The organism is Streptomyces rhizosphaerihabitans (assembly GCF_025399795.1).
GTDB classification, from domain to species: Bacteria; Actinomycetota; Actinomycetes; order Streptomycetales; family Streptomycetaceae; genus Streptomyces; species Streptomyces rhizosphaerihabitans.
In genome coordinates this window covers 68479-94184 of record NZ_JAODTZ010000039.1, presented here as the reverse complement: position 1 = coordinate 94184, position 25706 = coordinate 68479, and the positions used below count along the sequence as shown (strand labels likewise).

Sequence of the window (25706 nt, the reverse complement as noted above, 5' to 3'; positions counted from 1 at the left end):
CGACTCCGTGGGTCCGCGGGCTCCGTGGGTCTGCCGAAGCCTTCCGCCCGCCCGATGACACGACGACACCACCCCCGACTCCGACGCCGGGGCGGGGCCCCTGACCGCTCCCATCGGTCACCGGCCGCCCCGGCATCGGACTCTCAGGAACAGCGAGGCCCGCACCGGCAGGTGGTCGCTCGGGAACCGGCGACGCAGCGAGAAGGCGGTGCCGCGACCGTCGACGCTCCGCACCGTGGTCATACCATCGCAGCTCAGCGCACGCGTCCCCGTGGCTTCAACGCGACCGGGGGCAGTTCCGGTGCGGACAGCGGCGCACCGTCGTACCCCTTCACCTCACCGAAACGCGCGCCCTTGGCCCAGTCCTGCCGGGTCTGTTCGATGTCCTCCTGAGTGCGGCCGATGAAGTTCCACCACACGTTTTCAAGGACTACGATCATCCCCGTCCCGGTGGTCCAAGTGCCCCCACGAGTAAAGGATTTGATACCGGAGCGCGGCTGGGAAGCAGACCGAGGAGTCCGGGTTCGCCGCTGGATGAACACGTTCGACCACAAGGTCGTGGACGGCAACCCTCGGGGGATATCAAACCTCCCCAGTACGACCCGACACGTGCCGGTGTCAGGCGCGCTTCCTGCACGCAAGAGGGCGAACCAGGGAGCGGGATCGTGCGGCGCCGATGCGCGGGCGGGGGCGGAGCGTCTCCGCAGAGGTCGGCCCCCGATGGGTCTGCCAGTGCCCGGGCATCTTCCGCCCGGGCACACTCAAGGAGCTCATCGTCGCCGGCCCAGGTACCGGGTTCGGCTGATTGCACTTTATGCAGTCACCCTCGGTATGGCCAAGCCTGTCCCCCGGCACCGCCGGTGTGCCGGGGGACGGCCCAGCCGATCAGCAACAGCGGGCCAACCGCGTCGAAGGCCGCCCGCAAATGTTCTGCGCTTTGTCTGTCTCCGCGTTCCGCGCGCAGACACGCAGACACGCAGACACGCAGACACGCAGACAGGATCGCCCGTACCGACACACGCTGCGCAGGGGCGCCGCAGCGGGCACAGCGACGGATCCTGACAACATCGGCCTGTCGGTCGCGGACGCCTCCCACCTCCTGTGGATATCACGCCCTGTTGAGCTCGTTCAGACGTATTCCGCCGCCGCGTCCAGCAGCCAGTCCGTCAGGTAGTCGGCAAAGGACGAACGGACCAGTACCCAGAACCCGGCCTTGGGCTCGTCCCTGGCGACCAGCACGATCTGTGTGCGGGCCAGGGTGGTCTGGGCGCAGCACCCGGCCCTGAAGATACGCGGGTGCAGATCCAGGGGGCAGCCATGTGCCAGCAGGTCACGGGCGCGTGGACCCGTGATGAGGAGGGTGGTGCGCTGGGCGGAGACGTCGGTGACAGCCACGGGCTCGTCGCCGCTCGCCGCCCTGATCCGGCTCTCCAGATCCCGCTGACCGCCGGTCGGACCCACCACCAGCCATTCGTCGGGGCCCAGCCACACAGCGGTCAGCTCGCCGGCGCGTACGACGGTGTTGGGTTCGAGGGGCAGCTGGAGGCCCAGCGCGAGCCCGACGGCGTCCGCTGCCGCTCCCTTGGCGTCGAGCCGGACGTTGACCTGTGCCAGGAAGGGAAGTTCGGCCAGCCGGACCGCGCCCCCGGAGGTGCGCGTCGCGGCGGCCAGGCGGTCGGCGGCATGCGACAGGGGACTGCGGCGCGGGATGGTAAGGGCGGTGTCAGCCATCGCGGCGGGCTCCCTCGGGGTCGTAGAGGACGGGGCTTGCGACGGTCACCGGAACCAGCCGGTCGCCCACGGGGGCGTAGAGCCGCTCGCCGATGCGGTCCCGGCCGCCCTTGACCAGGGCGAGGGCGAAGGTCCGGCCGAGCGCCGCGCTGCGGTAACTGGAGGTGACGTGGCCGAGCATCGGGACGGGCGGGGCGGGCAGCACGCTGTCAGCAACCAGCTGCGTGCCTTCGGGGAGGAAGGCACCCGGATCCTCCGGGAGCAGGCCGACCAGGTGCTTGCGGTCGGGGCGGACGGCGTCGGCACGGGCGTAGGAGCGCTTGCCGATGAAGTCGGGCTTCTTCTTCGACACCGCCCAGCTCATGCCGAGGTCGTGCGGAGTGACGGTGCCGTCGGTGTCCTGGCCGATGATCGGGTAGCCCTTCTCCGCGCGCAGGACGTGCATGGTCTCGGTGCCGTACGGGGTGATGCCGAACGGGGCACCGGCCTCGTACAGCGCCTCCCACAGGGCGAGCGCCTCCCACGGTGACACATTGATCTCATAGGCCAGTTCGCCGGAGAAGCTGATCCGGCACACCCGGGCCTCGACGCCCGCGACGGTCGTGTCCCGCCACGCCATGAACGGGAAGCTGTCGTTGTCCACCGCCAGCGCCGGCGCGAGCGTCCCCAGCACCTCGCGGGAACGGGGGCCGACCAGGGCGACGGTGGCCCACTGTTCCGTGACGGAGGTGCAGTGGACGCGCAGCCCGGGCCATTCGGTCTGCAGCCATTCCTCCATCCAGTCCAGTACGGCGGCCGCGTTGCCCGTCGTCGTGGTGACCAGGAAACGGTCCTGGGCGAGGCGGATGACGGTGCCGTCGTCGAAGATCATGCCGTCCAGGTGGCACATGACGCCGTAGCGGATCATGCCGACCTTCAGGGTGCTCATCATGTTGGTGTAGAGCCGGTCCAGGAAGACGGCGGCGTCCGGGCCCTGTACGTCGATCTTGCCGAGGGTGGAGGCGTCCATGAAGGCGACGCCGTCGCGGGCGGCGGCGCACTCGCGCAGCACGGCGGTCTCCATGTCCTCGCCGTCCTGCGGGTAGTACCAGGGCCGCTTCCACTGACCGACGTTCTCGAACAGGGCGCCGTGCATGACGTGCCAGTCATGCAGAGCGGTCGTACGGATCGGGTCGTGCAGTGCGCCGCGGTCGCGGCCCGCGAGGGTGGCGAAGGAGACGGGAGTGTAGGGCGGCCGGAACGTCGTCGTGCCGAGGGCCGAGACGTCCACCCCGAGCAGTTCGGCGACGACGCCGCCGGCCAGAACTCCGGAGGTCTTGCCCTGGTCGTTGGCGGTGCCGGCCGTGGTGTAGCGCTTGGTGTGCTCGACCGAGCGCAGGCCGGCGCCGGTCGCGCGGGTCAGGTCGTCGACGGTGACATCGCGCTGGAGGTCGACGAAACGGGGTGCGCCGGCGGGGCCGGGGACGAGGAAGACCCGCATGGCGGGCGAGTGCGGTTCGGCGGTCACCTCGGGGAGGCGGGGCGCCTCGGAGGCGTAGCCCTCGGCCTCGATCGCTCGGGCACCGGCGGCCGCGCCCTGCGCGAGGACCCGGGCCAGGTCGAGGACGCCGTTCGCGCTGCCCGCGACCTCGACGGCCTGGCGGCAGGTGCCGGGGACGAAGGAGCCGAGTGTGTCGTCGTAGCGCAGCTTTCCACCCGCCTGGCTGAACAGGTGCGCTACGGGGTTCCAGCCGCCGGAGACCAGCAGCAGGTCGGCGGCGAACTCCCGGGTCCCTGCCGACTCCCCGTACGGAGCGGCCGTCACGGCGGTGAGCCGCGGGTCGCCTTCGGTGCCGACCACGGCGTGTCCGCTCAGCACCTCGATCCCGGACTCCCGGGCACGGCGCGCCCACTCCCCCGGCTCGGGCCGGGTGTCGACGATCGCCGCGACGTCCACGCCCGCCGCCGCGAGATCCAGCGCGGCGGCGTAGGCGCTGTCGTTGGTGGTGAAGACGACGGCGCGGCGGCCGGGAAGGACGCCGTGGCGGTTGACGTAGGCGCGGGCCGAGGCGGCCAGCATCACACCGGGGCGGTCGTTGTCCGCGAAGGCCAGCGAACGCTCGTGGGCGCCGGTGGCGAGCACGACGCGACGGGCGCGGATGCGCCAGACACGCTCGCGGGAGACATGCTCCGGGGCCTCGGCGCCAAGGTGACTGGTGCGGCGCTCGACGGCGAGGAGGTGGTTGTCGTCGTAGTGACCGAAGACCGTGGTGCGACGCAGCACGCTCACCTCGGGCGCGACTTCTAGGAGCGCGCCGATCTCTTCCGCCCAGTCGAGGAGTTCGCCCGACCCCAGCAGACTGCCGCCCAGCTCCGGCCGGTCGTCGGCGAGGATGACGCGCGCTCCGCTGCGCGCGGCGGCTGCCGCGGCGGCGAGTCCGGCCGGTCCGGCGCCGACCACGAGCAGGTCGCAGTGCGCGTGGACGGCGTCGTAGCGGGCAGGGTCCGGTTCGGTGGCGAGGCGTCCCTGACCGGGCAGGCTGCTCGCCACCAGACCGTCGTACAGTTCGACGGTCGTCGCGGGCAGCATCGGCTCGGGGAAGGGTGCCTCGATCTGGATGACGGCGTTGGGCTCCTCGACACCGGCCGAGAAGATGCCGCGCGGGCGGCCGAGCTTGATGCTCGTGCCGGCCTCGATGACGCCGTTGGCGAGGAGGGCGGAGGCGAGGGTGTCGCCGCGGAAGCCCTCGTACTCCGTACCGTCGAAGGTGAAGCGGAGGCGCTCACCGCGGTGGACTCGGCCGCCGGTGGGCAGCCGGAACGGTTGGGTGGCGACGGGAGTGGTTTCTTCCCCGAGCCCGCCCCTTCCCGAGACTGGGGCTGCCGTCCCGGACCCCGCGGGGTCCGTCGAGGACTGCGGGGCCGTGGGTGGGTTGTGCCCACCTGATCCGCCCTGCAGAACGCCTGCCCACAACCCGGGCCGGGTGGAATTGTCCGGCCTCGGCTCGCCCGAGCGGTACACGGAGAGAATCTCGTTCGTCGCCGTGTCGCGCACCGCGTTGAACCAGCGGCGGCATCCGGCCGCGTGGCTCCAGCGTTCGGCGAACGGGCCCTTGGGGTTGTCGCGGAAGAAGAGGTAGCGCGCCCACTCCTCGTCGGTCAGGGCGGCGGAGTCCTCGGGATAGGGCACGTGTGCCTGGCCGCCGTAGTGGAACTCGGCCTCGTCACGGGGCCCGCACCAGGGGCATGGGATGAGCAGCATGGGTTCGGCTCCCTAGTGGGCCACCGCGGCCGCGCCGTGCTCGTCGACGAGCGCGCCGGTGGTGAAACGGTCGAGCGAGAAGGGGGCGTTGAGGTGGTGAGGGGTGTCGTGGGCGATGGTGTGGGCGTAGACCCAGCCGACGCCCGGGGTGGCCTTGAATCCTCCGGTGCCCCACCCGCAGTTCAGGTAGAGGTTGTCGACCGGGGTGAGTCCGACGATGGGTGAGGCGTCGGGGCTGACGTCGACGATGCCGCCCCAGGTGCGCAGCACATGGGCGCGGGCGAAGACCGGGAAGAGTTCCAGGGCGGCGGACATCTGCTCTTCGATGATGTGGAAGGCGCCGCGCTGGGTGTAGGAGTTGTACGAGTCGATGCCCGCGCCCATCACCAGCTCGCCCTTGTGGGCCTGGCTGACGTACACATGGACCGCGTTGGACATGACGACCGTCGGGTGCACCGGTTCGAGGAGCTCGGATACGAGCGCCTGCAACGGGTGGCTCTGCAGCGGCAGTTCGATGCCGGCCATGGCGGCGAGCACCGAGGTGTGGCCGGCCGAGCAGAGCGCCACCTTCCCCGCCGCGATCGGGCCGAGCGTCGTCTGCACTCCTACGACCCGGCCGCCGACGATGTCGAGGCCCGTGACCTCGCAGTTCTGGATGATGTCGATGCCGGCCGCGTCGGCGGAGCGGGCCAGGCCCCAGGCGACGTGGTCGTGTTTGGCGATGCCGGCGCGCGGCTGGTAGGTGCCGCCCATGACCGGATAGCGCACGTCGGGCGAGATGTTGACGATCGGGCAGACGTCCTTGACCTGCCGCTCGTCGAGCCATTCGGCATCCACGCCGTTGAGCCGGTTCGCCTCGACGCGGCGCACGCTGTCGCGGACGTCCTGGAGGCTGTGGGCGAGGTTGAGCACACCGCGCTGGGAGAAGAGGATCGGGTAGTCGAGTTCCTCCTCCAGTCCCTCCCACAGCTTGAGCGCGTGCTCGTAGATCCCGGCGCTCTCGTCCCACAGGTAGTTGGAACGGATGATCGTGGTGTTGCGGGCCATGTTGCCGCCCGCCAGCCAGCCCTTCTCCAGCACGGCGACGTTGGTGATGCCGTGGTTCTTCGCCAGATAGTGGGCGGTGGCGAGGCCGTGGCCGCCGCCGCCGACGATCACCACGCCGTAGGACCGCTTGGGCTCCGGCGTGCGCCACAGCCAGTCGGGGTGCTCGGGGAGCTCGGCGCCGGGGGTGCGGGGGCTCATCGGACTTCTCCGACTTCTTGTGCTTGTGCTTGTGCTTCTGCTTCTGCTTCTGCTTCTGAAAGGTGCGGGTAGAGCGGGTGCTTGGCGGCCAGCGCCTCGCTGCGGGCGCGCAGGGCGGCGATGTCGGGCTCGGGCTGGAGGGCCAGGGCGATCACATCGGAGACCTCTTCGAAGTCGTCATCCGTGAAGCCTCGGGTGGCCAGCGCCGGGGTGCCGATACGCAGTCCCGAGGTGACCATGGGCGGGCGCGGGTCGAAGGGCACGGCGTTGCGGTTGACGGTGATGCCGATCTCGTGGAGCAGGTCTTCGGCCTGCCTGCCGTCGAGCTGGGAGTCCCGCAGGTCGACCAGGACGAGGTGGACGTCCGTACCGCCGGTGAGGACCTTCACCCCGGCGGCCGCCGCGTCGACCCGGGTGAGGCGTTCGGCGAGGATGCGGGAGCCGGCGAGCGTACGGGCCTGGCGCTCGGCGAACTCGGGTGACGCGGCGACCTTGAACGACACCGCCTTCGCGGCGATGACGTGCTCCAGAGGGCCGCCCTGCATGCCGGGGAACACCGCCGAGTTCATCTTCTTCGCGAGGTCGGCCTCATTGGTGAGGATGACGCCGCCGCGGGGACCCCCGAGCGTCTTGTGCGTCGTCGTGGTGGTGACGTGGGCGTGCGGTACGGGGTTGGGGTGCAGCCCGGCGGCGACGAGACCGGCGAAGTGCGCCATGTCGACCATGAGGAGGGCGCCCACCTCGTCGGCGATCCGCCGGAAGGCCGCGAAGTCCAGCTGCCGCGGGTACGCCGACCAACCCGCGATGATCATCTTGGGGCGGTGTTCCTTGGCGAGGCGTTCCACCTCGTCCATGTCGACGAGGTTGTCCGCCTCGGCGACGTGGTACGGCACGACGTTGAACATCTTGCCGCTGTAGTTGATGCGCATGCCGTGCGTGAGGTGCCCGCCGTGCGCGAGATCGAGGCCGAGGATGGTGTCGCCGGGCTGCAGCAGGGCGAAGAAGACGGCGGTGTTCGCCTGGGCGCCCGAGTGCGGCTGGACGTTGGCGAACCCGGCACCGAAGAGGGACTTGATCCGCTCGATGGCGAGGCGCTCGGTGACGTCGACGTGTTCGCAGCCGCCGTAGTAGCGGCGGCCGGGATAGCCCTCGGCGTACTTGTTGGTGAGGACCGAGCCCTGGGCCTCCAGCACGGCGGAGGGCGCGAAGTTCTCGGAGGCGATCATTTCGAGGGTCGACTGCTGGCGGTGCAGCTCGGCGCGGAGTGCGGCGTGGACCTCGGGGTCCAGTTCCGCCAGGGGGGTGTTCAGCGCGTTCATACGGCGTTCGCGTTCCTCTCGGCGGCCTCGACGACATTGGCGAGCAGCATCGCCCGCGTCATGGGTCCTACGCCCCCGGGCATCGGCGCGAGCCATCCGGCGACCTGGGCGGCGTCCGGGTGCACATCGCCGACCAGCCCGTGGTCGGTGCGGGTGATGCCGACGTCCAGGACCGTGCCGAGCCCGGGCGGGCGACCGTCGGTGGCCGTCGACTTGGTCACGCGTTCGGCGAGTTCGCGGCGGATCGCGGCGGCGGTCGCCTTGCCGTCGAGCAGCTGTGCGGTCACCGGCGGTACTCCTTCCCTCGAAGCCGACGATGTCGTGCTAACCACGGAGGCGGGACATGGTCGGGTCGAACAGGGGCTCCTCGGCGACGACCGCCTCGACGCGCTGGTCGAAGTAGCCGATGTGCACGGTGGTGCCGGGGGTGGCGAGTTCCGCCGGGAGCCACGCGTAGGCGATGCCCTTGCCGATCGTGTAGCCGTAGGCGGCGCTGGTGACATAGCCGACGGGGCGGTCGCCGTCGTACACCGGCTCCTTGCCCAGGACGACGGCCCCCGGGTCGTCGATGGTGAGGCAGGTGAGCTTGCGCCGCACGTCGGCCTTGCGCCGCTCCAGCGCGGCCTTGCCGATGAAGTCGTCCTTGTCGAGCTTGACGGCGAAGCCGACCCCGGCCTCGTAGGGGTCGTGTTCGTAGGTCATGTCGGTGCCGAAGGAGCGGTAGCCCTTCTCCAGGCGCAGGCTGTTGAAGGCGCCGCGGCCGGCGATGACGCCGCCGAGCGGCTCGGCCGCCTGCCACAGGGTGTCCCAGAGTTTCCGGCCCTGGTCGGCGGTGGTGTAGAGCTCCCAGCCGAGCTCACCGACGTACGACAACCGCATGGCGGTGACGGGCACCGAGCCGATGTAGGCGCGCTTGGCGCGGAAGTACTTCAGGCCGTCGTTCGAGAAGTCCGCGTCGGTGAGGGGTCCCAGGACCCTGCGGGCGAGCGGTCCCCACAGGCCGATGCAGCAGGTGCCCGGGGTGATGTCACGGACCTGGACCGTGCCGTCGGCGGGGAGGTGGCGGGTGAACCAGTCGAGGTCCAGGTTGCCGTTGGCGCCCACCTGGAAGAGGTCGCGGGCCAGGCGGGCGACGGTGATGTCGCTGCGGATGCCGCCGTCGTGGTCGAGGAGCAGGGTGTACGTCACCGAGCCGACCGACTTGGCGATCTTGCCGGTGCACAGGCGCTCCAGGAAGTCGGCGGCACCGGGGCCGCTGACCTCCAGGCGCTTGAGGGCCGTCATGTCGTACATCGCGACGGTCTCACGGGTGGCCTGTGCCTCGGCGCCGACGATGGGCGACCAGTAGCGCGCGGCCCAGTCGTTGGGCGTGGGGATGGAACGGCCCTCGACCAGGCCCGCGTTGGCCTCGTACCACTGGGGGCGCTCCCAGCCGTTCGCCTCCAGGAAGAAGGCGCCCAGTTCCTGCTGGCGCGCGTAGAAGGGGCTCGTGCGGATCGGGCGCGGGTCCCCCGACGGCTGGAGGGGGTGCAGGATGTCGTAGACCTCGACGAAGTTCTGGCAGTCGCGGGCCAGGACGTACTCCGGGGCGAGCTGGTGCGGCTCGAAGCGGTTGACGTCGCACTCGTGCAGGTCGAAGGACGAGCAGTAGCCGTCGACCAGCCATTCGGCCATGGCCCGGCCGACGCCGGCGGAGTGGGTGACCCAGACGGCCTCGGCGACCCAGAAGCCCTTGACGTCCGGGGATTCACCGAGGAGCGGCTGGCCGTCGGTGGTGAAGGAGAACAGGCCGTTGATGCCCTCCTCGACCTTGGCCTCCCGCGTCGCGGGGAGCAGGGACTGGGTCTCGGTCCAGGCGTCCTCGAAGTCGTCCTCGGTGAACTTCAGGACCGACGGCATCGCGTCGGCCTCGTCCACGGACAGGATGTCGTCGACGGAGACCGGCATCGGACGGTGGCCGTAGTAGCCGATGCCCAGGGTGTCGAAGCGGTCGCGGTAGTAGAGATCGGCGTCCTGGTGGCGCAGGATCGGGCGCACCGCCTCCTCGGTCTGGCCCGCCAGCGCCGGTACCGGCCCGGTCCAGGCCAGTTGGTGGCCGAGGGGGGTGAGCGGGAGGTTCATGCCGACCATGCGGGCGATCTTCGGGCCCCAGATGCCGGCGCAGCACACGACGATGTCGGCGGGGATCTCGCCCTGGTCGGTGAGGACGCCGATGACGCGGCCCTCGCTCTGCCGCACGTCGAGGACTTCGTGGCGGGCGAGGAAGCGCACACCGCGCTCGGTGGCCCGGCGGATCTGCGCCTCGACGGCGAGGACGGCCTTCGCGAGGCCGTCGGTCGGTACCAGGAGGCCGCCGAGGACCTTGTCCGGGTTCACGAGCGGGTGCTGCTCGACGCACTCTTCGGGGCTCAGCAGCCGGGCCTCGATGCCCCAGGCGGTGATCCAGCCGTGGCGGCGGTGCAGCTCCGCGACGCGCTCGGGGGTGGTCGCCACTTCGAGGCCGCCGACCTGCAGGAAGCAGGGCCGGCCGTCGACGTCGAGGGAACAGAACTTCTCGACCGTGTAGCGGGCCAACTCGGTCATGGTCTTGGAGGAGTTCGTCTGGAAGACCAGGCCCGGGGCGTGCGACGACGATCCCCCGGTGGCAGGGAGCGGGCCCTGGTCGACCACGGTCACTTCGGTCCAGCCTCGCGCGGAAATCTCGTCAGCGAGCGCCGCTCCCACGACGCCCGCTCCGATGATGACCACTCGGGGTCCCGCCATCGCCGCACCTCCGACTTGAAAGCAATCGAGTTGCTGTCTGCGCAACATGCTTCAGGTTGCGCAACTCAATGTGCCTGTCACGAGGAGTGGGTGTCAAGGGGTCCGTGACGTCGGAAAACAGCCCGAAACGCGACGAGGCCCGGCAGGCTGCCAGCGCAGCCTGCCGGGCCCGTCCGGCGGGTTTCCGGGTCGCTCGTGCGTCGACGGTCCAGCTCCGGAGGGGTGCCGGAGACGGAGCCGTGTCGCGCCCTACTTGATCCAGGCGTCGGCCTTGTCGGGGTTGGCCTCGACCCACTTCTTCGCCGCCGCCTCGGCCGACATCTTGTCCACGGCGATGTACTTGGCCACGACGTTCTGATCGTCGTTCGTCCAGTTGAACTTCTTCACCAGGTCAAAGGCCGGACTGCCCGACTTGGCGAACTTGGCGCTGACGATCTTGTCGAGGTCGTACACGGGATAGTCGCAGGCGACCTTCGCCGCATCGGCGTCACAGCCCGTCTTGTACGTGGGCAGATTGACCTTGACCAGCGGCACCTCGGACAGGAACCACTGCGGCTCGTAGAAGTAGCCGATCACCCATTCCTTGTTCTTCTCGGCCTTCCGGTAGGCCTGGATGAGCGCGGTCTCGCTTCCCGCGTACACCACCTTGAAGTCCAGCTTCAGGTTCTTCACCAGCGCCTCGTCGTTGGTGACGTACGACGGGTCGCCGTCGAGCAGCTGGCCCTTGCCGCCCGACTCCGAGGTCTTGAACTGAGACGCGTACTTGTCCAGGTTCTTCCAGTCGGTGATGTCCGGGTGCGCCTTCGCCAGCCACGGCGGCACGTACCAGCCGATGATGCCTTTGTTGCCGGTCTGACCCGCCTCGACGGCGGTCTTCTGCCCGGTGATGTACTTCTTCTTCAGATCGTCGTGACCCCAGTTCTCCAGAACGGCGTCGACCTCGCCCGTCCCGAACCCCTGCCAGGCGATCTCTTCCTTCAGGTCCTTCTTGGTGACCTTGCAGCCGAGCTTGTGCTCCGCGACATAGGCGACGACCGCCGCATCGGCCTCGTAGCCCACCCACGGGTTGACCGCGAGGTTGAAGGTGCCGCACTTGCCCGAGCTGTCCGAGTCGGCGGAGCTGTCACCGACCTTCGCACCGCCGCAGGCGGTGAGGGTGAGGCCGAGGACCGCAATGCCGGCCGCGCCGACTCTCCACTGTCTTGCTTGCCTTGCCATGGTCAGTGCTCCTTATGCGCTCGCGCGTCGCGCCGCTGCCTGAGTGATCCGGTCGAACATGACACCGAGCAGTACGATGGCGAGCCCCGCCGCCAGCCCCTTGCCGTACAGCTCTCCCTGCGAGAATCCGGCCACGACGTCGTAGCCGAGGGCGCCCGCTCCTACCAGGCCGCCCACAACAACCATCGACAGCACGTAGATCAGGCCCTGGTTGGTCGCGAGCGTCAGGGCACTGCGTGACATCGGCAGTTGAACCTTGGTGATGATCTGCCAGGTGTTGCACCCGGCAGCCGTGGCCGCCTCGACGGTGGTCTCGGGCACGGCCCGCACTCCGTCCGCGATGATCTTTATGGCGACCGGAACCGCGTAGACGACGGCAGCGACGATCGCCGTGAAGCGTGTCGCGCCGAACAGCGCGAGGAACGGCACGAGATAGACGAACGGCGGCATGACCTGCGCAGCGTCCAGGGTGGGCCGCAGCAGCCGGTCCACGAGCAGGCTGCGCCCCATCCACACCCCGAAGGTGAGACCCAGCACCATCACCAGGACCGTCGCCACCACGGTCGACGCCAGCGTCGTCATGCTGTCCGACCACACGCCCGTGCCGACCAGCAGTCCCACGCACACGGCCGTGGTGACCCCGGCGCGCCATCCGCCGAGCACCGCGCCAAGCGCCACCAGGGCCGCACCGACCAGCCACCACGGGGAGTCGGTCAGCAGCGTCTGGAACGGATTGAGAAGGCCGTTGGTGATGGCATCGCGGAAGGCGTTCGTGATGCCCGACAGATTGTCCTGCGCCCAGGTGGTCACATCGTCCGCCGCGCTCGCGATGGTGCTGCCGGTGCTGCCCTCGCCGGGGAACTCGGCCGCCCACACGTACGTGTGGGACAGATACACCAGCACCGCCGCCGCCACTCCTCCTCCCACCAGCAGCGGTCGCCGCCACTTGAGGAAGCGGTTCCCCGAGCGCCGGGCCGCCTCCGCCCGTCCGCTCGCGGCGGTCGTGACCCGGTCAAGGACGATGGCCATGACGACAATGGCCAGGCCCGCGTTGAACGCCGTGCCGACGTCCAGCGACTGCAGGGCCTGGACGACGGTCTTTCCGAGGCCGGGTGCGTCGATCAGCGCCGCGATGGTCACCATGGCCAGGGCGGCCATGATGGTCTGGTTGACGCCCATCACCACGGTCCGCTTGGACATCGGCAGCAGGACCTTCAGCAGCGTCTGCCGCCGCGTCGAGCCCAGCGAGTCGGCCGCTTCGACGGTGGTCTCCGGTACGGAGCGGATGGCGTGCGCGGTGATGCGGATCGCCGGCGGTGCCGCGTAGATCAGGGTGGCGATCGTGGCGGAGGCGGGACCGATGAGGAAGAACAGCGTCAGGGGAGCCAGGTAGACGAAGGTCGGCATCGTCTGCATGAAGTCCAGGAAGGGCGTCATGATCCGGTTGAACCGGTCGGACAGCCCCGCCCACACACCCAGCGGGATCGCGAACAGCAGCGCCACGAAGACCGCGGAGAGGGTCAGCGCCAGGGTGTCCATGCTCTCCTGCCACAGGCCCTGCATCCCGAAGAAGGTGAAGCCGGCCACGGCCAGCAGGGCGACCCGCCAGTTGCCCACGGCCCAGGAGATGTAGCCGGCGATGCCGACGACGCCGAGCCAGCCGATCTGCGGCAGCGGTCGGCCGTCGGAAGGCTGGGAGATCAGCGACTGGATGAAGGTCACCAGGTTGTCGATGACCAGACGGATCTCGTTGAAGAAGTACAGGAAGAGCGGGTTGGAGTTGCGGTCGGCGCCGATCGTGTCGTTGACGTCGTTGAACCAGCGGTGCAGATCGGTGAGGTCCGCCGCCGCCAGCGTGAGGGTCTGCTTTCCGCGCAGCAGGGCGAAGAGCACCAGCCAGGTCACCAGGATCGCGGCCACCACCATGCGGCGGCTGACCCTGCGCACACCCGCGACGGGCGCGGTCTTCTCCGCTGGCTCCGCCGTGTCGGCGTTCTCCGGCTTCTCCAGGGCGACGGTCATCACATGTCGCCTTCCTGCCCGGCCACGACTGCGAGGATCTCCTCGTCACCGACGATGCCGAGCAACTTGCCGTTCTCGACGACCTTGACCGGCTTCTCGGCCGCCAGCACCGCCCGGGTGGCTTCCCGCACCACGACGTCCGGGCCCAACTCGGGACCGTCCAGGGCGTCGCCGTCCACCACCGGACGCATGATCCACCGCAGAGTCAGTACGTCGCCGCGCGGCACGTCCTTGACGAACTCGCGTACGTAGTCGTCGGCCGGGGCGCCCACCAACTCGTCGCCGGTACCGCACTGGACCGTCTTGCCGTCACGCATGATGAGGATGCGGTCGCCCAGCTTGAGCGCCTCGGAGAGGTCGTGGGTGATGAACACCATCGTCTTGCCGACCTCGTGGTGCAGACGGATGACCTCGTTCTGCATGTCACGGCGGATCAGCGGGTCGAGCGCCGAGAACGGTTCGTCGAAGAGCAGCACGTCCGGATCACCGGCCAGCGCCCGGGCGAGACCGACGCGTTGCTGCATACCGCCGGAGAGCTGGTCGGGGTAGGAGTTCTCATAGCCGGAGAGGCCGACCAGTTCGACGACCTCCAGCGCCCGCTTGGTGCGCTCGGCCTTGCCCATGCCGCGGATCTCCAGACCGAAGGACACGTTGTCGACGACCCGGCGGTGGGGCAGCAGCCCGAAGTGCTGGAAGACCATGGAGAACTTGCGGCGCCGCAGTTCACGCAGACGCTTGTCGTCCGCGTCGCGGATGTCCTCGCCCTCGAAGACGATCTCCCCGGCGGTGGGTTCGATCAGCCGGGTCAGACATCGCACCAGGGTGGACTTGCCGGAGCCGGACAGACCCATGACGACGAAGACCTCGCCGGGCGAGACCTCGAAGTTCACGTCGCGCACGGCGGCGGTGCATCCGGTGCGGTCCATCAGCTCGCGGCGGGTGAGCCCGCACAGCTCCTCGGAGTCCGGTACCCGGTCTGCCTTCGGCCCGAACACCTTCCACAGCTTGCGCACGGATATGACCGGGGTGGGGGCCGAGTCCTGTGGCGTGCCGCGCCGCTGCGGCACCTCGGTCTGTGCTGGGGTCACGATCGACCTCTTTTCGGCGTTCAGCCGCGGAACCAGTGCTGCGGCCGGGGTTGGATGTTCTGCCAGATGTGCTTGGGCTCTCGGTACTCGTCCAGGCCGGTCGGTCCCAGCTCCCGGCCCACGCCCGAGTGCCCGAAGCCACCCCATTCCGCTTGCGGCACGTAGGGGTGGTAGTCGTTGATCCACACCGTGCCGTGGCGCAGCCGCCGGGCGACCCGCTGGGCCTTTCCGGCGTCCTGCGTCCAGACGGCGCCGGCGAGTCCGTACTCGGTGTCGTTGGCGATGCGTACGGCGTCGTCCTCGCCGTGGAAGCGCTCCACGGTGAGCACGGGGCCGAAGGACTCCTCGTGCACGACACGCATGTCCTGCCGGCACTCGTCGAGCACGGTGGGCGGATAGTAGTGGCCGTTCGCCAGTGCGGGGTCGCCGGGGCGTTCGCCGCCGCAGCGCAGTACGGCGCCTTCGGCGAGGCCCGCCGCGACATACGCCTCGACCTTCTCCCGGTGATGCGCGGAGATCAGGGCCCCGGTCTCGGCCTCGGGGTCGAAGGGTCCGCCGAGGCGGATCTGCCGGGCGCGGCGGACGACCTCGTCGACGAAGGCGTCGTGGAGGGAGTCCTCGACGATCAGACGGGCGCCTGCCGAGCAGACCTGGCCCGAGTGCAGAAAGACGGCCGTGAGGGCGAAGTCCACGGCCGTCTCGAAATCGGCGTCGGCGAAGATGACGTTGGGGTTCTTGCCGCCGAGCTCCAGCGCCACCTTTTTCACGGTCGAGGCGGCGGTGGCCATGATGCGCTTGCCGGTCTCCAGGCCTCCCGTGAAGGAGACCATGTCGACGGCCGGTTCCTCGGAGAGCGGTGCGCCCACCTCGGGGCCCGTGCCCAGGACGAGATTGGCGGCGCCGGCCGGGAGCCCGGCCTCCTCAAGGGCCCGCATCAGCAGGATCGAGGTGGAGGGGGTGAGCTCGCTGGGCTTGAGGACGATCGTGTTGCCCGCGAGCAGGGCGGGCGCGACCTTCCACGACGCCTGGAGCAGCGGGTAGTTCCAGGGGGTGATGAGCCCGCACACGCCGACCGGTTCGTAGACGACGCGGCTGACGGCGTCGTCGCGGCCGGTGTCGATCACCCGGCCGGCATCGGTGCCCCCGATCCCGCCGTAGTAGCGGAAGCAGGAGACGACGTCGGCGATGTCGTACTCGCTCTCCACCAGCCGCTTGCCGGTGTCCAGCGATTCGGCGCGGGCGAATTCCTTGGCGTCGCGCTCGATGAGGTCGGCGGTGCGCAGCAGCAGCGCACCGCGCTCCCGCTCGGGGGTGTGCGGCCAGGGTCCTTCGTCGAAGGCCCGCCGGGCCGCGGCGATCGCGGCCTCAGTGTCGGGACGCGTCCCCTCTGACACGGTCGCCGCGAGCGTGCCGTCAGCGGGACAGCGGACTTCCCGGTGACCTCCGGCCACCGCGTCGCGCCATTCTCCGTCCACATACAGGTCTGCCACGTGTGGAGCCCTTCGAGCGAATTCCGTTGCGCATCGTGCACCGTATTGCTTGTGGTGGAACACCCTGGCGAATGTGCGGACATACGTCAAGGGGTTGGCAGATGACGATTTCGCCATGCGGGCAGTTGCGCGGCCACTCTTGACCACGAGCGGCGCCAAGCCCAACCATGTTGCGTATTGCTCACCATGTTGTGCAATACGCACCGACGGAGGCTGCACATGTCCCCTCGACCGCATCCTGGCCGTGAGTACGTCCTCACCCTCTCGTGTCCGGACAGCGCCGGACTGGTCCACGCCGTGAGCGGCTTTCTCGTCAGGAACTCCGGCAACATCCTGGAGAGCCAGCAGTTCGATGATCGACTCCAGGGCCGTTTCTTCATGAGGGTCCACTTCGACGTTTCCGATCCAAACGCCGATTTGAAAAATCTGCGTTACCGATTCGGTCCGGTCGCCGAGGCCTACCGGATTTCCTGGACCCTCTGGGACGCCTCGACACCGACCCGGACGCTCATCATGGTGTCCAAGTTCGGACACTGCCTCAACGATCTGCTCTTCCGGCAGCGCACCAGCGCTCTCAACATCGATATCCCCGCGATCGTCTCCAATCACCGGGACTTCGAGGGACTGGCGGAGACCTACGGCGTCCCCTTCCACCACATCCCGGTGACCAAGGACACCAAGGCCGACGCCGAGGCGCGCCTGCTGGAGCTCGTGCGCGAGCTGGACATCGACCTGGTGGTGCTGGCCCGCTACATGCAGGTCCTCTCCGACGACCTGTGCAAACAGCTGGAGGGCCGCGCCATCAACATCCACCACTCCTTCCTCCCCAGCTTCAAGGGCGCGCGCCCCTACCAGCAGGCGTACGCGCGCGGGGTGAAGCTTGTCGGCGCGACGGCGCACTATGTGACACCGGACCTGGACGAGGGACAGATCATCGATCAGGACGTGGTCCGGGTGGACCACTCGCTCGATCCGGACGAGCTGGTCACGGTCGGGCGGGATGTGGAGGCGCAGGTGCTCGCACACGCGGTGAAGTGGCACAGCGAAAGCCGCGTCATGGTGGACGGCAACCGCACGGTTGTCTTCCGCTGAGCCGAGCACGAGCGATGGGCGGGCCGGAATCCGGCCCGCCCTTCGCTGTATACGGCCTCTGACGCCGGCTCTTGGGGCGCAGGCCGACACAAACAGCCCGTCCGGCGTTTGAGGACGAGGCGTTGAGGCGACAGGGAGGTCTGGGGGCGCAGCCCCCAGCGAGGCCCGCTGCGCCCCGGGCGCCAGTGAGGCTCCCCCAGGGCGCCCCTGGCTAGCCTCCCAACCGGTCAAGCACAGCGCAGCGCCACCGCTCGGTCTCGGCGATCTGGTTGAAGGTGAAGAGGTGCAGGCCGGCGACCCCCGCCGAGGGAGAAGAGAGCGCGCCCGCGGAACGGGCGAGCAGCCGCTCGGGCGAGTAACCGCCGGGTGTCGCGAAGCGCAGGAACCACGAGGCGTGCCTGGTCAGAAAGCGCGTCGACTCCCCCACCCCGATCTTCGCCGCCATGGACAGCAGCTTCGCCCGCTGCACCGGCCCCGCGACGCCCACGTGGACGGGCAGGGTGATATCGCGGCGGCGTATCCGGCCGACCCAGTCACCCAGTACGCGCGGGTCGAAGCAGAGGTTGCTCACGATGTACGTGGCGTGCGCCTGCTTGTCCCACATCGCCTGGATGGTGATGTCGTCGTGGATGAGCGGGTGGCTCTCGGGGTAACCGGTGATGCCGACATGCCCGAAGGGGCTGCCCAGCTCACTCAGCCTGCGCAGCACCGGCAGTGCCCCGTCGTAGGCCCCGGCCGGCGGATCGGCGTCGCCGGCCGGGACGAAGACGTCGTCGACGCCAGCCTCCCGGAGCCGGTCGACGACATCCTTCAGGTGCGCGTCGTCCCGCAGCAGCCGCGCGGGCACGTGCGGGACGACGCGACAGCCGTGCGCCGTGAGCCGGGTGGCGAGGTCGAGCGTCGGTTCCAGGCCCTTGACCGGTGACGCCGTCACGGTGACGACGACGTCGCGCGGGACATGGGCGAGGACCTTGTCCTCGGTCGCCTTCGCGGGCAGCACCTCGTAGCGGACGTTGCGCAGCAGCGCCCGGAAGCGTTCGCCGTCCAAGGTCTAACCGGCCTGCTTCTGGGCGTCGCGGTACCGGTAGTACGCGGCCTTGGAAGGGGCCAACGGGTCCTTGTCCAGGATGAGGTCGGCCGCCTTCTCCGCGATCATCATCACCGGCGCGTAGATGTTGCCGTTGGTGACATAGGGCATCACCGACGCGTCGACGACGCGCAGTCCCTCCACACCGTGCACGCGCATGCTGGTGGGGTCGACGACGGACATCTCGTCGGTGCCCATCTTGCAGGTGCACGAGGGGTGCAGGGCGGTCTCACCCTCCTTCGCGACCCAGGCGAGGATCTCCTCGTCGCTCTCCACGGACGGGCCCGGTGAGATCTCCCCGTCGTTGTACGGGGCCAGCGCGGGCTGGTTGAGGAGCTTGCGGGCGACGCGGATCGACTCGACCCACTCGCGGCGGTCCTGTTCCGTGGACAGGTAGTTGAAGCGCAGCGCCGGGTGCTCGTTCGGGTCCTTGCTCCTGATCTTCACCGAGCCGATGGCGTCGGAGTACATGGGACCGACGTGCACCTGGTAGCCGTGCCCGCCGGCGGGCGAGGAGCCGTCGTAGCGGACCGCGATCGGCAGGAAGTGGAACATCAGGTTGGGGTAGTCCACGTCCTCGTTGCTGCGCGCGAAGCCGCCGGCCTCGAAGTGGTTGGTCGAGGCGGGGCCCTTGCGGAAGAGCCACTGCAGGCCGATGAAGGGGGCGCGCCACTTCGCCATGTACGGCTGCATGGAGACGGGCTGCTTGCAGGCGTACTGGATGTACACCTCCAGGTGGTCCTGCATGTTCTCGCCGACGCCCGGGAGGTCGTGGACGACGTCGATACCGATCGCGCCCAATTCCTCGGCGTTGCCGACGCCGGAGAGCTGCAGCAGCTGAGGAGAGTTGATCGCGCCGCCGCAGAGGATGACCTCGCGGGCTCGCACCTGCTGGACCTTGCCGCGCCGCCGGTACTCGACACCGACAGCACGCTTGCCCTCGAAGAGGACGCGGGTGACCAGGGCGCGGGTGGTGACGGTGAGGTTGGGCCGCTTCTTCGCGGGCTTGAGGTACGCCTTCGAGGCCGACAGACGGCGTCCCCTGTGGACGTTGCGGTCGAAGGGGGCGAAGCCCTCCTGCTGATAGCCGTTGACATCGTCGGTGCGGGGGTGACCCGCCTCCTGGACGGCCTTGAGGAAGGCGGTGAACAGCGGGTTGGAGGCGGGGCCGCGTTCGAGGACGAGGGGGCCGTCGTGGCCGCGGAACTCGTCGTCGGGGTCGGCCGCGAGACAGTTCTCCATCCGCTTGAAGTACGGCAGACAGTGCGCGTAGTCCCAGGACTCCATGCCGGCATCGGCGGCCCAGCGCTCGTAGTCCATGGGGTTGCCACGCTGGAAGATCATGCCGTTGATGCTGCTGGAACCGCCCAGCACCTTGCCACGCGCGTGGTAGATGCGCCGGTCGCCCATGTGAGGCTCGGGTTCGGACTCGTACTTCCAGTCGTAGAACCGGCTGCCGATCGGATAGGTCAGCGCCGCGGGCATGTGGATGAAGACATCCCACGGGTAGTCGGGCCGGCCGGCCTCCAGGACCAGCACCTGGTTGCCCGGGTCGGCGGAGAGTCGGTTCGCCAGTGCGCTGCCGGCGGATCCACCGCCGACGATGACGAAGTCGTATTGCAGGGGAGCCATGGTGCCTCGTCTCGCTCGCGCCGTAGATACGCGTGGCATGCTAGTACGGGTATCGCTATACGCACCAGGTTGCGAGCAACGCAACTTGCAAGGTCTACGTTTCGACGCTGTTACTTGCCATGCTGTTGTTTACTGCGCGTATAGTTTCGCTATGAGCAACTACGGTCCAGATACCGAAACGACGGGTTCGCAGTCCGGCGGGGTACAGTCCGTCGACCGCGCCATCAGCGTGCTGGAAATCCTGGCCCAGCGCGGCGAGGCCGGCGTCAGCGAGGTGGCCGCCGAGATCGATGTTCACAAGTCGACCGCGTTCCGGCTGCTCGGCGCCCTGGAGGCGCGCGGTCTGGTGGAGCAGGCGGGCGAGCGCGGCAAATACCGCCTCGGCTTCGGCATCGTACGCCTGGCCGGCGGGGTCACGGGACGCATCGACATCACCCAGCAGGGCCGCCCGGTCTGCGAGCGCCTCGCCGAGGAGATCGGCGAGACCGTCAACATCGCCGTGATGCAGGAGCACTACGCGATCAACCTGTACGAGGTCCGCGGCCCGGGCGCCGTCACCGCGCACAACTGGGTCGGTGAACTGACCCCGTTGCACGCCACCTCCAGCGGCAAGGTCCTGCTGGCCCACATGCCGGCCAAGGACCGCGCCGCGCTGCTGTCGGAGGCCGGACTGAAGAAGGTGACCCCGCACACCCTGACCTCGAAGACGAAGCTCGAGAAGAATCTCGCCGAGGCTCGGGAGCGTGGCTACGCCTGGACCCTGGAGGAGCTGGAGATCGGGCTCCACGCCATGGCCGCGCCGGTCCGCGACCGGGACGGAGAGGTCATCGCGGCACTCAGCGCCTCCGGCCCCGCATACCGGTTCACCGAGGAGCGCATGCACGAGCTCGCTCCGGTGCTGGTCAAGGGCGCGGAGGAGATCAGCCATCGGATGGGTTACCTGGGCTGAGTCATCCCTGCCGGGTCCCCAGCCGCTCGTGCACCCAGTCGTGGAAGGCACCGATGTGGTGTTCGCTGGGCACCAGCACCCCACCCTTGGCGTACATCCGGGAACTCATCCCGGGCTGCGTGCGCTCGCAGGCCTCGAAGTCCTGGCGGTTGACCCGGTCGAAGAGTTCCACGGACCGGCTGACGTCCTTGCCGCTCTCGACGACGTGCGGGAGGTAGAGCCAGTCGCACTCGACGATCGTGCGGTCGACGGCCATCGGGTACATCCGGTGGAAGATCACGTGGTCAGGGACGAGGTTGATGAAGACCTGCGGCTTGATGGTGATCGCGTAGTAGCGGCGGTCCTGGTCGTCGGACACCCCGGGGATTCGGTCGAGACCCTCGGAGCCGTCCACGGTGAACCCCTGGACCTCCTCACCGAACTCGGCGCCGTGGCCGACGTAGTACTGGGCGGCGTAGCCGTCGGCGAATTCGGGGAGCACCTCGGTGAGTTCGGGATGGATCGTGGCACAGTGGTAGCACTCCATGAAGTTCTCGATGATGAGCTTCCAGTTCGCCTTGACGTCGTAGACGATGCGCTTGCCCACCGAGAGGTTGTCGATGTCGTAGTGCTCGAGCGGCTCCACGTCGCCGAGCCGGGCGACGACCTCGCCCAGGACGTCCTCCTCGAAGGACGGCGGGTTCTCGGCCAGGCAGACCCAGACGTAGCCGAGCCATTCACGGACGGCCACGCTCACCAGGCCGAACTCGGTGCGGCCGACGTCGGGCATCTTCGTGAGGTTGGGCGCCGCGACGAGCTTGCCGTTCAGGTCGTACGTCCAGGCGTGGTACGGGCACTGGAAGGCGCGTTTGACCTCGCCGGCCTCCTCGGTGCAGAGCTTGGCTCCACGGTGGCGGCAGACGTTGAAGAAGGCGCGTACGGAGTTGTCCCGTGCGCGCGTGATCAGGATGCTCTCGCGGCCCACCTCGACGGTCCGGAAGGCGCCGGGCCTGGCCAGATCCGAGGAGCGTACGGCGCAGAACCACATCGTTTCGAAGATGCGCTCCTGCTCCTGGGCGAAGGTCCCCGGATCCGTGTAGGAGGAGCCGGGCAGGGTGGCGATCAGGCTGTCCGGCAGGCTGGTCGAGGTCACAGTGCACTCCTCGGAGAACGTCGTGGATCGGTCATTCACGCGCCGGGAAGAGCGACTCCGGACGGCGTTTTGTATGGAGCAACGCTGCGTGCTATACGCAACAGGAGCATGAAATGCCGCATCGATGATGTCAAGATGTCGCGGCGGTGAGCTGCTTGCGCCAACGCATGAAAAGCCGCGGCTGGTTCATCGCGAGCACGGCGACCGGATGCCCGGCACGACGGTAGACGGCCAGAAAACTGCGGTCGCCCGGGACGCCTTCCTCGACCGTCACACTGTCGGCACCGGCTGAATGACCGGCGAACTGGATCTTCACGCCGTATTGGTCCGACCAGAAGTACGGCGGCCGGGGCACACCCGGTTCCACCGCACCCCACGACAGCAGCGTGGCCACGGCCACGTCGGGCCGCTCGCGCGCACCGGTCCAGTGCTCGACGCGGCGGTGGATCCCCGCGTGGGGGTCGTACCAGGAGGCGCAGTCACCGACGGCGACCACACCGGCGAGGCTGGTGCGGCCGTCCGCGCCGCACTTGACGCCGTTGTCGAGCGCGACGCCGGATCCTTCCAGCCACTCGACGCACGGACGCGCGCCGACACCGACGACGACGGTGTCGGCGGGGATACTGCGGCCGTCCTCGAGCAGGACGGCGTCGACCCGGCTCTCCCCGCTCAGCCCCTTGACCCCCACGCCGCACAACAGCCGTACGCCGTGGTCCGCATGGAGGGCGGAGACGATGCCGCCCATGGTCTCGCCGAGCGGTCCGGCGAGCGGCGTCGGCGCCGCCTCGACCACCGTCACGTCGAGTCCGAGAGCGCAGGCGGTGGAGGCGACCTCGGCGCCGATGAACCCGCCGCCGATCACGACCAGCCGCCCGCCCAGGGCCAGTTCGTCCCGCAGGGCGCGGGCGTCGTCCAGGGTGCGCAGTCTGTGCACCCCGGCCAGGCCGTCGGTGCCGGGCAGCGTCCGCGCGGCCGCGCCGGTCGCGATGACGAAGCCGTCGGCTCGGACCTCGCGGCCGTCGGCGAGCCGCACGGCGCGATCCGCGCTGTCGAGTCCGGCGGCGCGGGCGCCGAGCAGCCACTCGGCCTGCAGGTCCTCGTCGTCCGACTCCAGCGCGAGATCGGCTTCGCCGATGTCACCGGCCAGGAACTCCTTGGACAGCGGCGGCCTGTCGTACGGGCGGTGCGGTTCGTCGCCGATGATGACCAGCCGCCCGTCGTACCCCCGTTTCCGCAACGAGCGCGCCGCCGACAGACCGGCCAGCGAGGCACCCACCACGGCCACTGTCCTCACGCGGGACCTCCGGCGAGCCGGGACGCAACACAGGGCGGCAGGTCGGGTGCCTCCGTGGACGGCCGGACGTAGATCATGCCGTCCTCGATGAGGACCTCATGGGTGCGGACCGGACGCTTGGCCGGCGGAGCGTCGACGGCTCCGGTCCGGAGGTCGAACTTCGAAGCATGCAGCGGGCATTCCACCTCGCAGCCCTCCAGCCAGCCGTCGGCGAGCGACGCGTCCTGGTGGGTGCAGGTGTCATCGATGGCGAAGACCTCGCCGTCATCGGTGTGGAACACCGAAACCGGCGGATCGATGTCTAGCCGGTAGGCCTCGCCTCGCGGCAGATCCACGAGAAGGCACGCGGGAATCATCATGACACCTCGGTGCGTATAGCGAAACGGATTGCGGTAAGCGCAACGTCAGTTTGAGGGCGGTCCCAAACCCTTGTCAAGGCATCCAGAGGACAGGCCGACCCCTCGTTCAATGTTGCTTTTTACGCAACGCTTTGCGCCATAAACAACACACCATATGAAGGAGCCGGCGTGGCGATCAGCGTCTTCGACCTGTTCAAGGTGGGCATCGGACCGTCGAGCTCCCACACCGTCGGGTCCATGAAGGCCGACCGGTTACGGCTGCTGGGCCGCCGGGAGGTGGAGTTCCGCGAGCCCGAGCACCTGGTGCTGCACCGTCGCCGCACGCTGCCGTTCCACCCCAACGGCATGGTGTTCACGGCCCGGGACCACGATGACCGCGAGGTGAGGGCGCGCACGTACTACTCGGTGGGCGGGGGCTTCGTGGTGGACGGGAGCGCGACGGGTGCCGACCGCATCAAGCCCGGCGACGCTCCGGTACCGCTCCCCTTCGGCTCGGCATCCGAACTGCTGCTGCGCGCCTACGAGACCAGCCTGCCGATCAGCAGGGTGATGCTCGCCAACGAGCTGTCCCGGCGGAGCGAGAGCGAGGTGCGCGTCGGCCTGCTGCGGATCTGGAGGGTGATGCAGGGGTGCGTGGAGCGCGGCTGTTCACGGACCGAGACCACCCTGCCCGGGCGGCTGCAGGTGCCCCGCGATACCCCGCAGCTGCTGCGCAGCCTCGCCGAGGACTCCCAGGATGTGGATCCGCTGCACATCATGGACTGGGTCAACCTCTTCGCGCTGGCCGTCAACGAGGAGAACGCCTCGGGCGGTCGCGTGGTCACCGCGCCCACCAACGGTGCGGCCGGGATCGTGCCCGCGGTACTGCACTACTACACGCGCTTCGTTCCCGGGGCCGACGAGGACGGAGCCGTCCGCTTTCTGCTCGCCGCCGGCGCGGTGGGGGCGCTGTTCAAGGAGAACGCGTCGATCTCCGGGGCCGAGGTGGGCTGCCAGGGCGAGGTCGGATCCGCCTGCTCCATGGCCGCCGCCGGTCTCGCCGAGGCGCTCGGCGGCACGCCGGAGCAGGTCGAGAACGCCGCGGAGATCGGCATGGAGCACAATCTCGGGCTGACCTGCGACCCGGTCGGAGGCCTGGTCCAGATCCCCTGCATCGAGCGGAACGCCCTCGCATCCGTCAAGGCGATCAATGCGGCACGAATGGCGCTGCGCGGCGACGGCACCCATGTGGTCTCGCTCGACAAGGTCATCAAGACGATGCGCGAGACCGGTGCCGACATGAAGGTGAAGTACAAGGAGACCTCGCGCGGCGGCCTCGCGGTCAACGTCATCGAGTGCTGAGACGTCAACAAGTGCCGAGCGTCTTCGAATATCGAGACGAGGCTGCCGCCGCGCGGTCGGCAGCGGTCAGAATCCGCGGTCGATCCATTCCTGAAGATGCGGGGCCTCGGCGGCGATGGTGGTCGTCTCCCCGTGACCGGTGTGCACGACCGTGTCGCCCGGCAGGGTCAGCAGCCGGTCCCGGATCGAGTCGACGATCGTGCCGAAATGGCTGTACGACCTTCCCGTCGCCCCCGGTCCGCCCGCGAAGAGCGTGTCACCGCTGAAGAGTGCCTTCAGGCCCGGCGCGTACAGGCACACCGCGCCGGGGGCGTGGCCGGGAGTGTGCAGCACGGTCAGCTCGACACCCGCCACCGTGACGACCTGCCCGTCGGCCAGTTCGCCGTCGGGTGACCGCTCCGGGTGGGTCTGCTTCCACAGCGGCAGGTCGTCGCCGTGGAGCAGGATCTGAGCACCGGTACGGTCGGCGAGTTCGGGGGCTGCGTCGATGTGGTCGTTGTGGGCGTGAGTGCACACGATGGCCCGCAGCGTGCGTCCGCCGAGGGCTTCGGCAATCGCCGCGGCGTCGTGCGCAGCGTCGATGACGACGGCCTCGGTGTCGTCACCGATGATCCAGACATTGTTGTCGACGTCCCAGGTGCCACCGTCCAGGGAGAACGTCCCCGAGGTGACGAGGTGTTCGATGCGCGCACCCGCCATGCCG

Annotated in this window: 18 protein-coding genes and 2 pseudogenes; 3 read left to right on the top strand and 17 right to left on the bottom strand. The window is 69.1% G+C overall.

The genetic code is table 11. The features are described 5' to 3' along the window. Positions 1-254: 254 nt before the first annotated feature. From N4G66_RS31330 to N4G66_RS31280, 11 genes and pseudogenes are all read right to left on the bottom strand, one after another. A pseudogene (locus N4G66_RS31330) lies at positions 255-419 on the bottom strand (pirin family protein); the annotation flags it as partial. Between the two features lie 709 nt (positions 420-1128). Further along, the gene (locus tag N4G66_RS31325) at positions 1129-1731 is read right to left on the bottom strand and encodes a sarcosine oxidase subunit gamma (RefSeq protein ID WP_261707631.1); all 603 of its coding nucleotides are present in this window, start codon (positions 1729-1731) and stop codon (positions 1129-1131) included. Further along, positions 1724-4972: a sarcosine oxidase subunit delta family protein gene (locus N4G66_RS31320; RefSeq protein ID WP_261707630.1), complete on the bottom strand. Its 3249-nt coding sequence runs from the start codon at positions 4970-4972 to the stop codon at positions 1724-1726. Before N4G66_RS31320 ends, N4G66_RS31325 begins: the two co-directional genes overlap by 8 nt. Before the next feature lie 12 nt (positions 4973-4984). Next, the gene (locus N4G66_RS31315; protein WP_261707629.1) at positions 4985-6217 is read right to left on the bottom strand and encodes a sarcosine oxidase subunit beta family protein; all 1233 of its coding nucleotides are present in this window, start codon (positions 6215-6217) and stop codon (positions 4985-4987) included. After that, positions 6214-7536, bottom strand: a complete 1323-nt coding sequence (gene glyA, locus N4G66_RS31310) for a serine hydroxymethyltransferase (RefSeq protein ID WP_261707628.1) — start codon at positions 7534-7536, stop codon at positions 6214-6216. The genes N4G66_RS31315 and glyA overlap by 4 nt, the downstream gene beginning before the upstream one ends. Then, positions 7533-7715, bottom strand: a pseudogene (locus N4G66_RS31305) (bifunctional methylenetetrahydrofolate dehydrogenase/methenyltetrahydrofolate cyclohydrolase); the annotation flags it as partial. The pseudogene N4G66_RS31305 and the gene glyA, both read right to left, overlap by 4 nt. A gap of 145 nt (positions 7716-7860) precedes the next feature. Next, complete coding sequence (locus tag N4G66_RS31300; RefSeq protein ID WP_261707627.1) at positions 7861-10299, bottom strand: GcvT family protein; 2439 nt, start codon at positions 10297-10299, stop codon at positions 7861-7863. Between the two features lie 249 nt (positions 10300-10548). Further along, positions 10549-11517 (bottom strand): ABC transporter substrate-binding protein, encoded by a 969-nt coding sequence (locus N4G66_RS31295; protein ID WP_261707626.1) that lies wholly within the window; start codon positions 11515-11517, stop codon positions 10549-10551. A 12-nt stretch (positions 11518-11529) separates the two neighbouring features. Further along, entirely contained in the window at positions 11530-13539 is a 2010-nt protein-coding gene (locus N4G66_RS31290; protein ID WP_261707625.1) for an ABC transporter permease, read from the bottom strand. Beyond that, a complete protein-coding gene (locus tag N4G66_RS31285; protein WP_261707624.1) occupies positions 13539-14627 on the bottom strand; it encodes a quaternary amine ABC transporter ATP-binding protein in 1089 nt (362 codons plus the stop codon). Before N4G66_RS31285 ends, N4G66_RS31290 begins: the two co-directional genes overlap by 1 nt. A gap of 20 nt (positions 14628-14647) precedes the next feature. After that, the gene (locus N4G66_RS31280) at positions 14648-16117 is read right to left on the bottom strand and encodes an aldehyde dehydrogenase family protein (RefSeq protein ID WP_261707623.1); all 1470 of its coding nucleotides are present in this window, start codon (positions 16115-16117) and stop codon (positions 14648-14650) included. A 219-nt stretch (positions 16118-16336) separates the two neighbouring features. Between N4G66_RS31280 and purU the strand changes: the two genes are divergently transcribed. Next, the gene (purU, locus tag N4G66_RS31275; RefSeq protein WP_261707622.1) at positions 16337-17209 is read left to right on the top strand and encodes a formyltetrahydrofolate deformylase; all 873 of its coding nucleotides are present in this window, start codon (positions 16337-16339) and stop codon (positions 17207-17209) included. 211 nt (positions 17210-17420) lie between these two features. On the opposite strand, the gene N4G66_RS31270 is transcribed toward purU, so the two are convergent. Both N4G66_RS31270 and betA read right to left on the bottom strand, forming a co-directional pair. Then, positions 17421-18257 carry a methylenetetrahydrofolate reductase gene (locus N4G66_RS31270; protein WP_261707621.1) on the bottom strand — a complete coding sequence of 279 codons (837 nt, stop codon included), beginning with the start codon at positions 18255-18257 and terminating at the stop codon, positions 17421-17423. A gap of 3 nt (positions 18258-18260) precedes the next feature. Continuing rightward, entirely contained in the window at positions 18261-19928 is a 1668-nt protein-coding gene (betA, locus tag N4G66_RS31265; RefSeq protein ID WP_261707620.1) for a choline dehydrogenase, read from the bottom strand. Positions 19929-20079: 151 nt separating this feature from the next. On the opposite strand from betA, the gene N4G66_RS31260 reads away from it, so the two are divergent. After that, positions 20080-20877, top strand: coding sequence for an IclR family transcriptional regulator (locus N4G66_RS31260; protein WP_261707619.1), 798 nt, complete (start codon positions 20080-20082; stop codon positions 20875-20877). A gap of 1 nt (position 20878) precedes the next feature. Here N4G66_RS31260 and N4G66_RS31255 read toward each other — a convergent pair whose 3' ends face one another. The 3 genes from N4G66_RS31255 to N4G66_RS31245 all read right to left on the bottom strand — a co-directional run bounded on the left by N4G66_RS31255 (position 20879) and on the right by N4G66_RS31245 (position 23662). Then, positions 20879-22009, bottom strand: a complete 1131-nt coding sequence (locus N4G66_RS31255; RefSeq protein ID WP_261707618.1) for an aromatic ring-hydroxylating oxygenase subunit alpha — start codon at positions 22007-22009, stop codon at positions 20879-20881. A gap of 130 nt (positions 22010-22139) precedes the next feature. Continuing rightward, positions 22140-23303, bottom strand: coding sequence for an NAD(P)/FAD-dependent oxidoreductase (locus N4G66_RS31250; protein WP_261707617.1), 1164 nt, complete (start codon positions 23301-23303; stop codon positions 22140-22142). Then, a complete protein-coding gene (locus N4G66_RS31245) occupies positions 23300-23662 on the bottom strand; it encodes a bifunctional 3-phenylpropionate/cinnamic acid dioxygenase ferredoxin subunit (RefSeq protein ID WP_261707616.1) in 363 nt (120 codons plus the stop codon). The genes N4G66_RS31250 and N4G66_RS31245 overlap by 4 nt, the downstream gene beginning before the upstream one ends. A 168-nt stretch (positions 23663-23830) precedes the next feature. Here N4G66_RS31245 and N4G66_RS31240 point away from each other — a divergent pair, with 168 nt between their 5' ends. Beyond that, the gene (locus N4G66_RS31240) at positions 23831-25003 is read left to right on the top strand and encodes an L-serine ammonia-lyase (protein WP_261707615.1); all 1173 of its coding nucleotides are present in this window, start codon (positions 23831-23833) and stop codon (positions 25001-25003) included. Positions 25004-25069: 66 nt separating this feature from the next. On the opposite strand, the gene N4G66_RS31235 is transcribed toward N4G66_RS31240, so the two are convergent. Beyond that, a complete protein-coding gene (locus tag N4G66_RS31235; protein WP_261707614.1) occupies positions 25070-25702 on the bottom strand; it encodes an MBL fold metallo-hydrolase in 633 nt (210 codons plus the stop codon). Between the last annotated feature and the right edge of the window lie 4 nt (positions 25703-25706).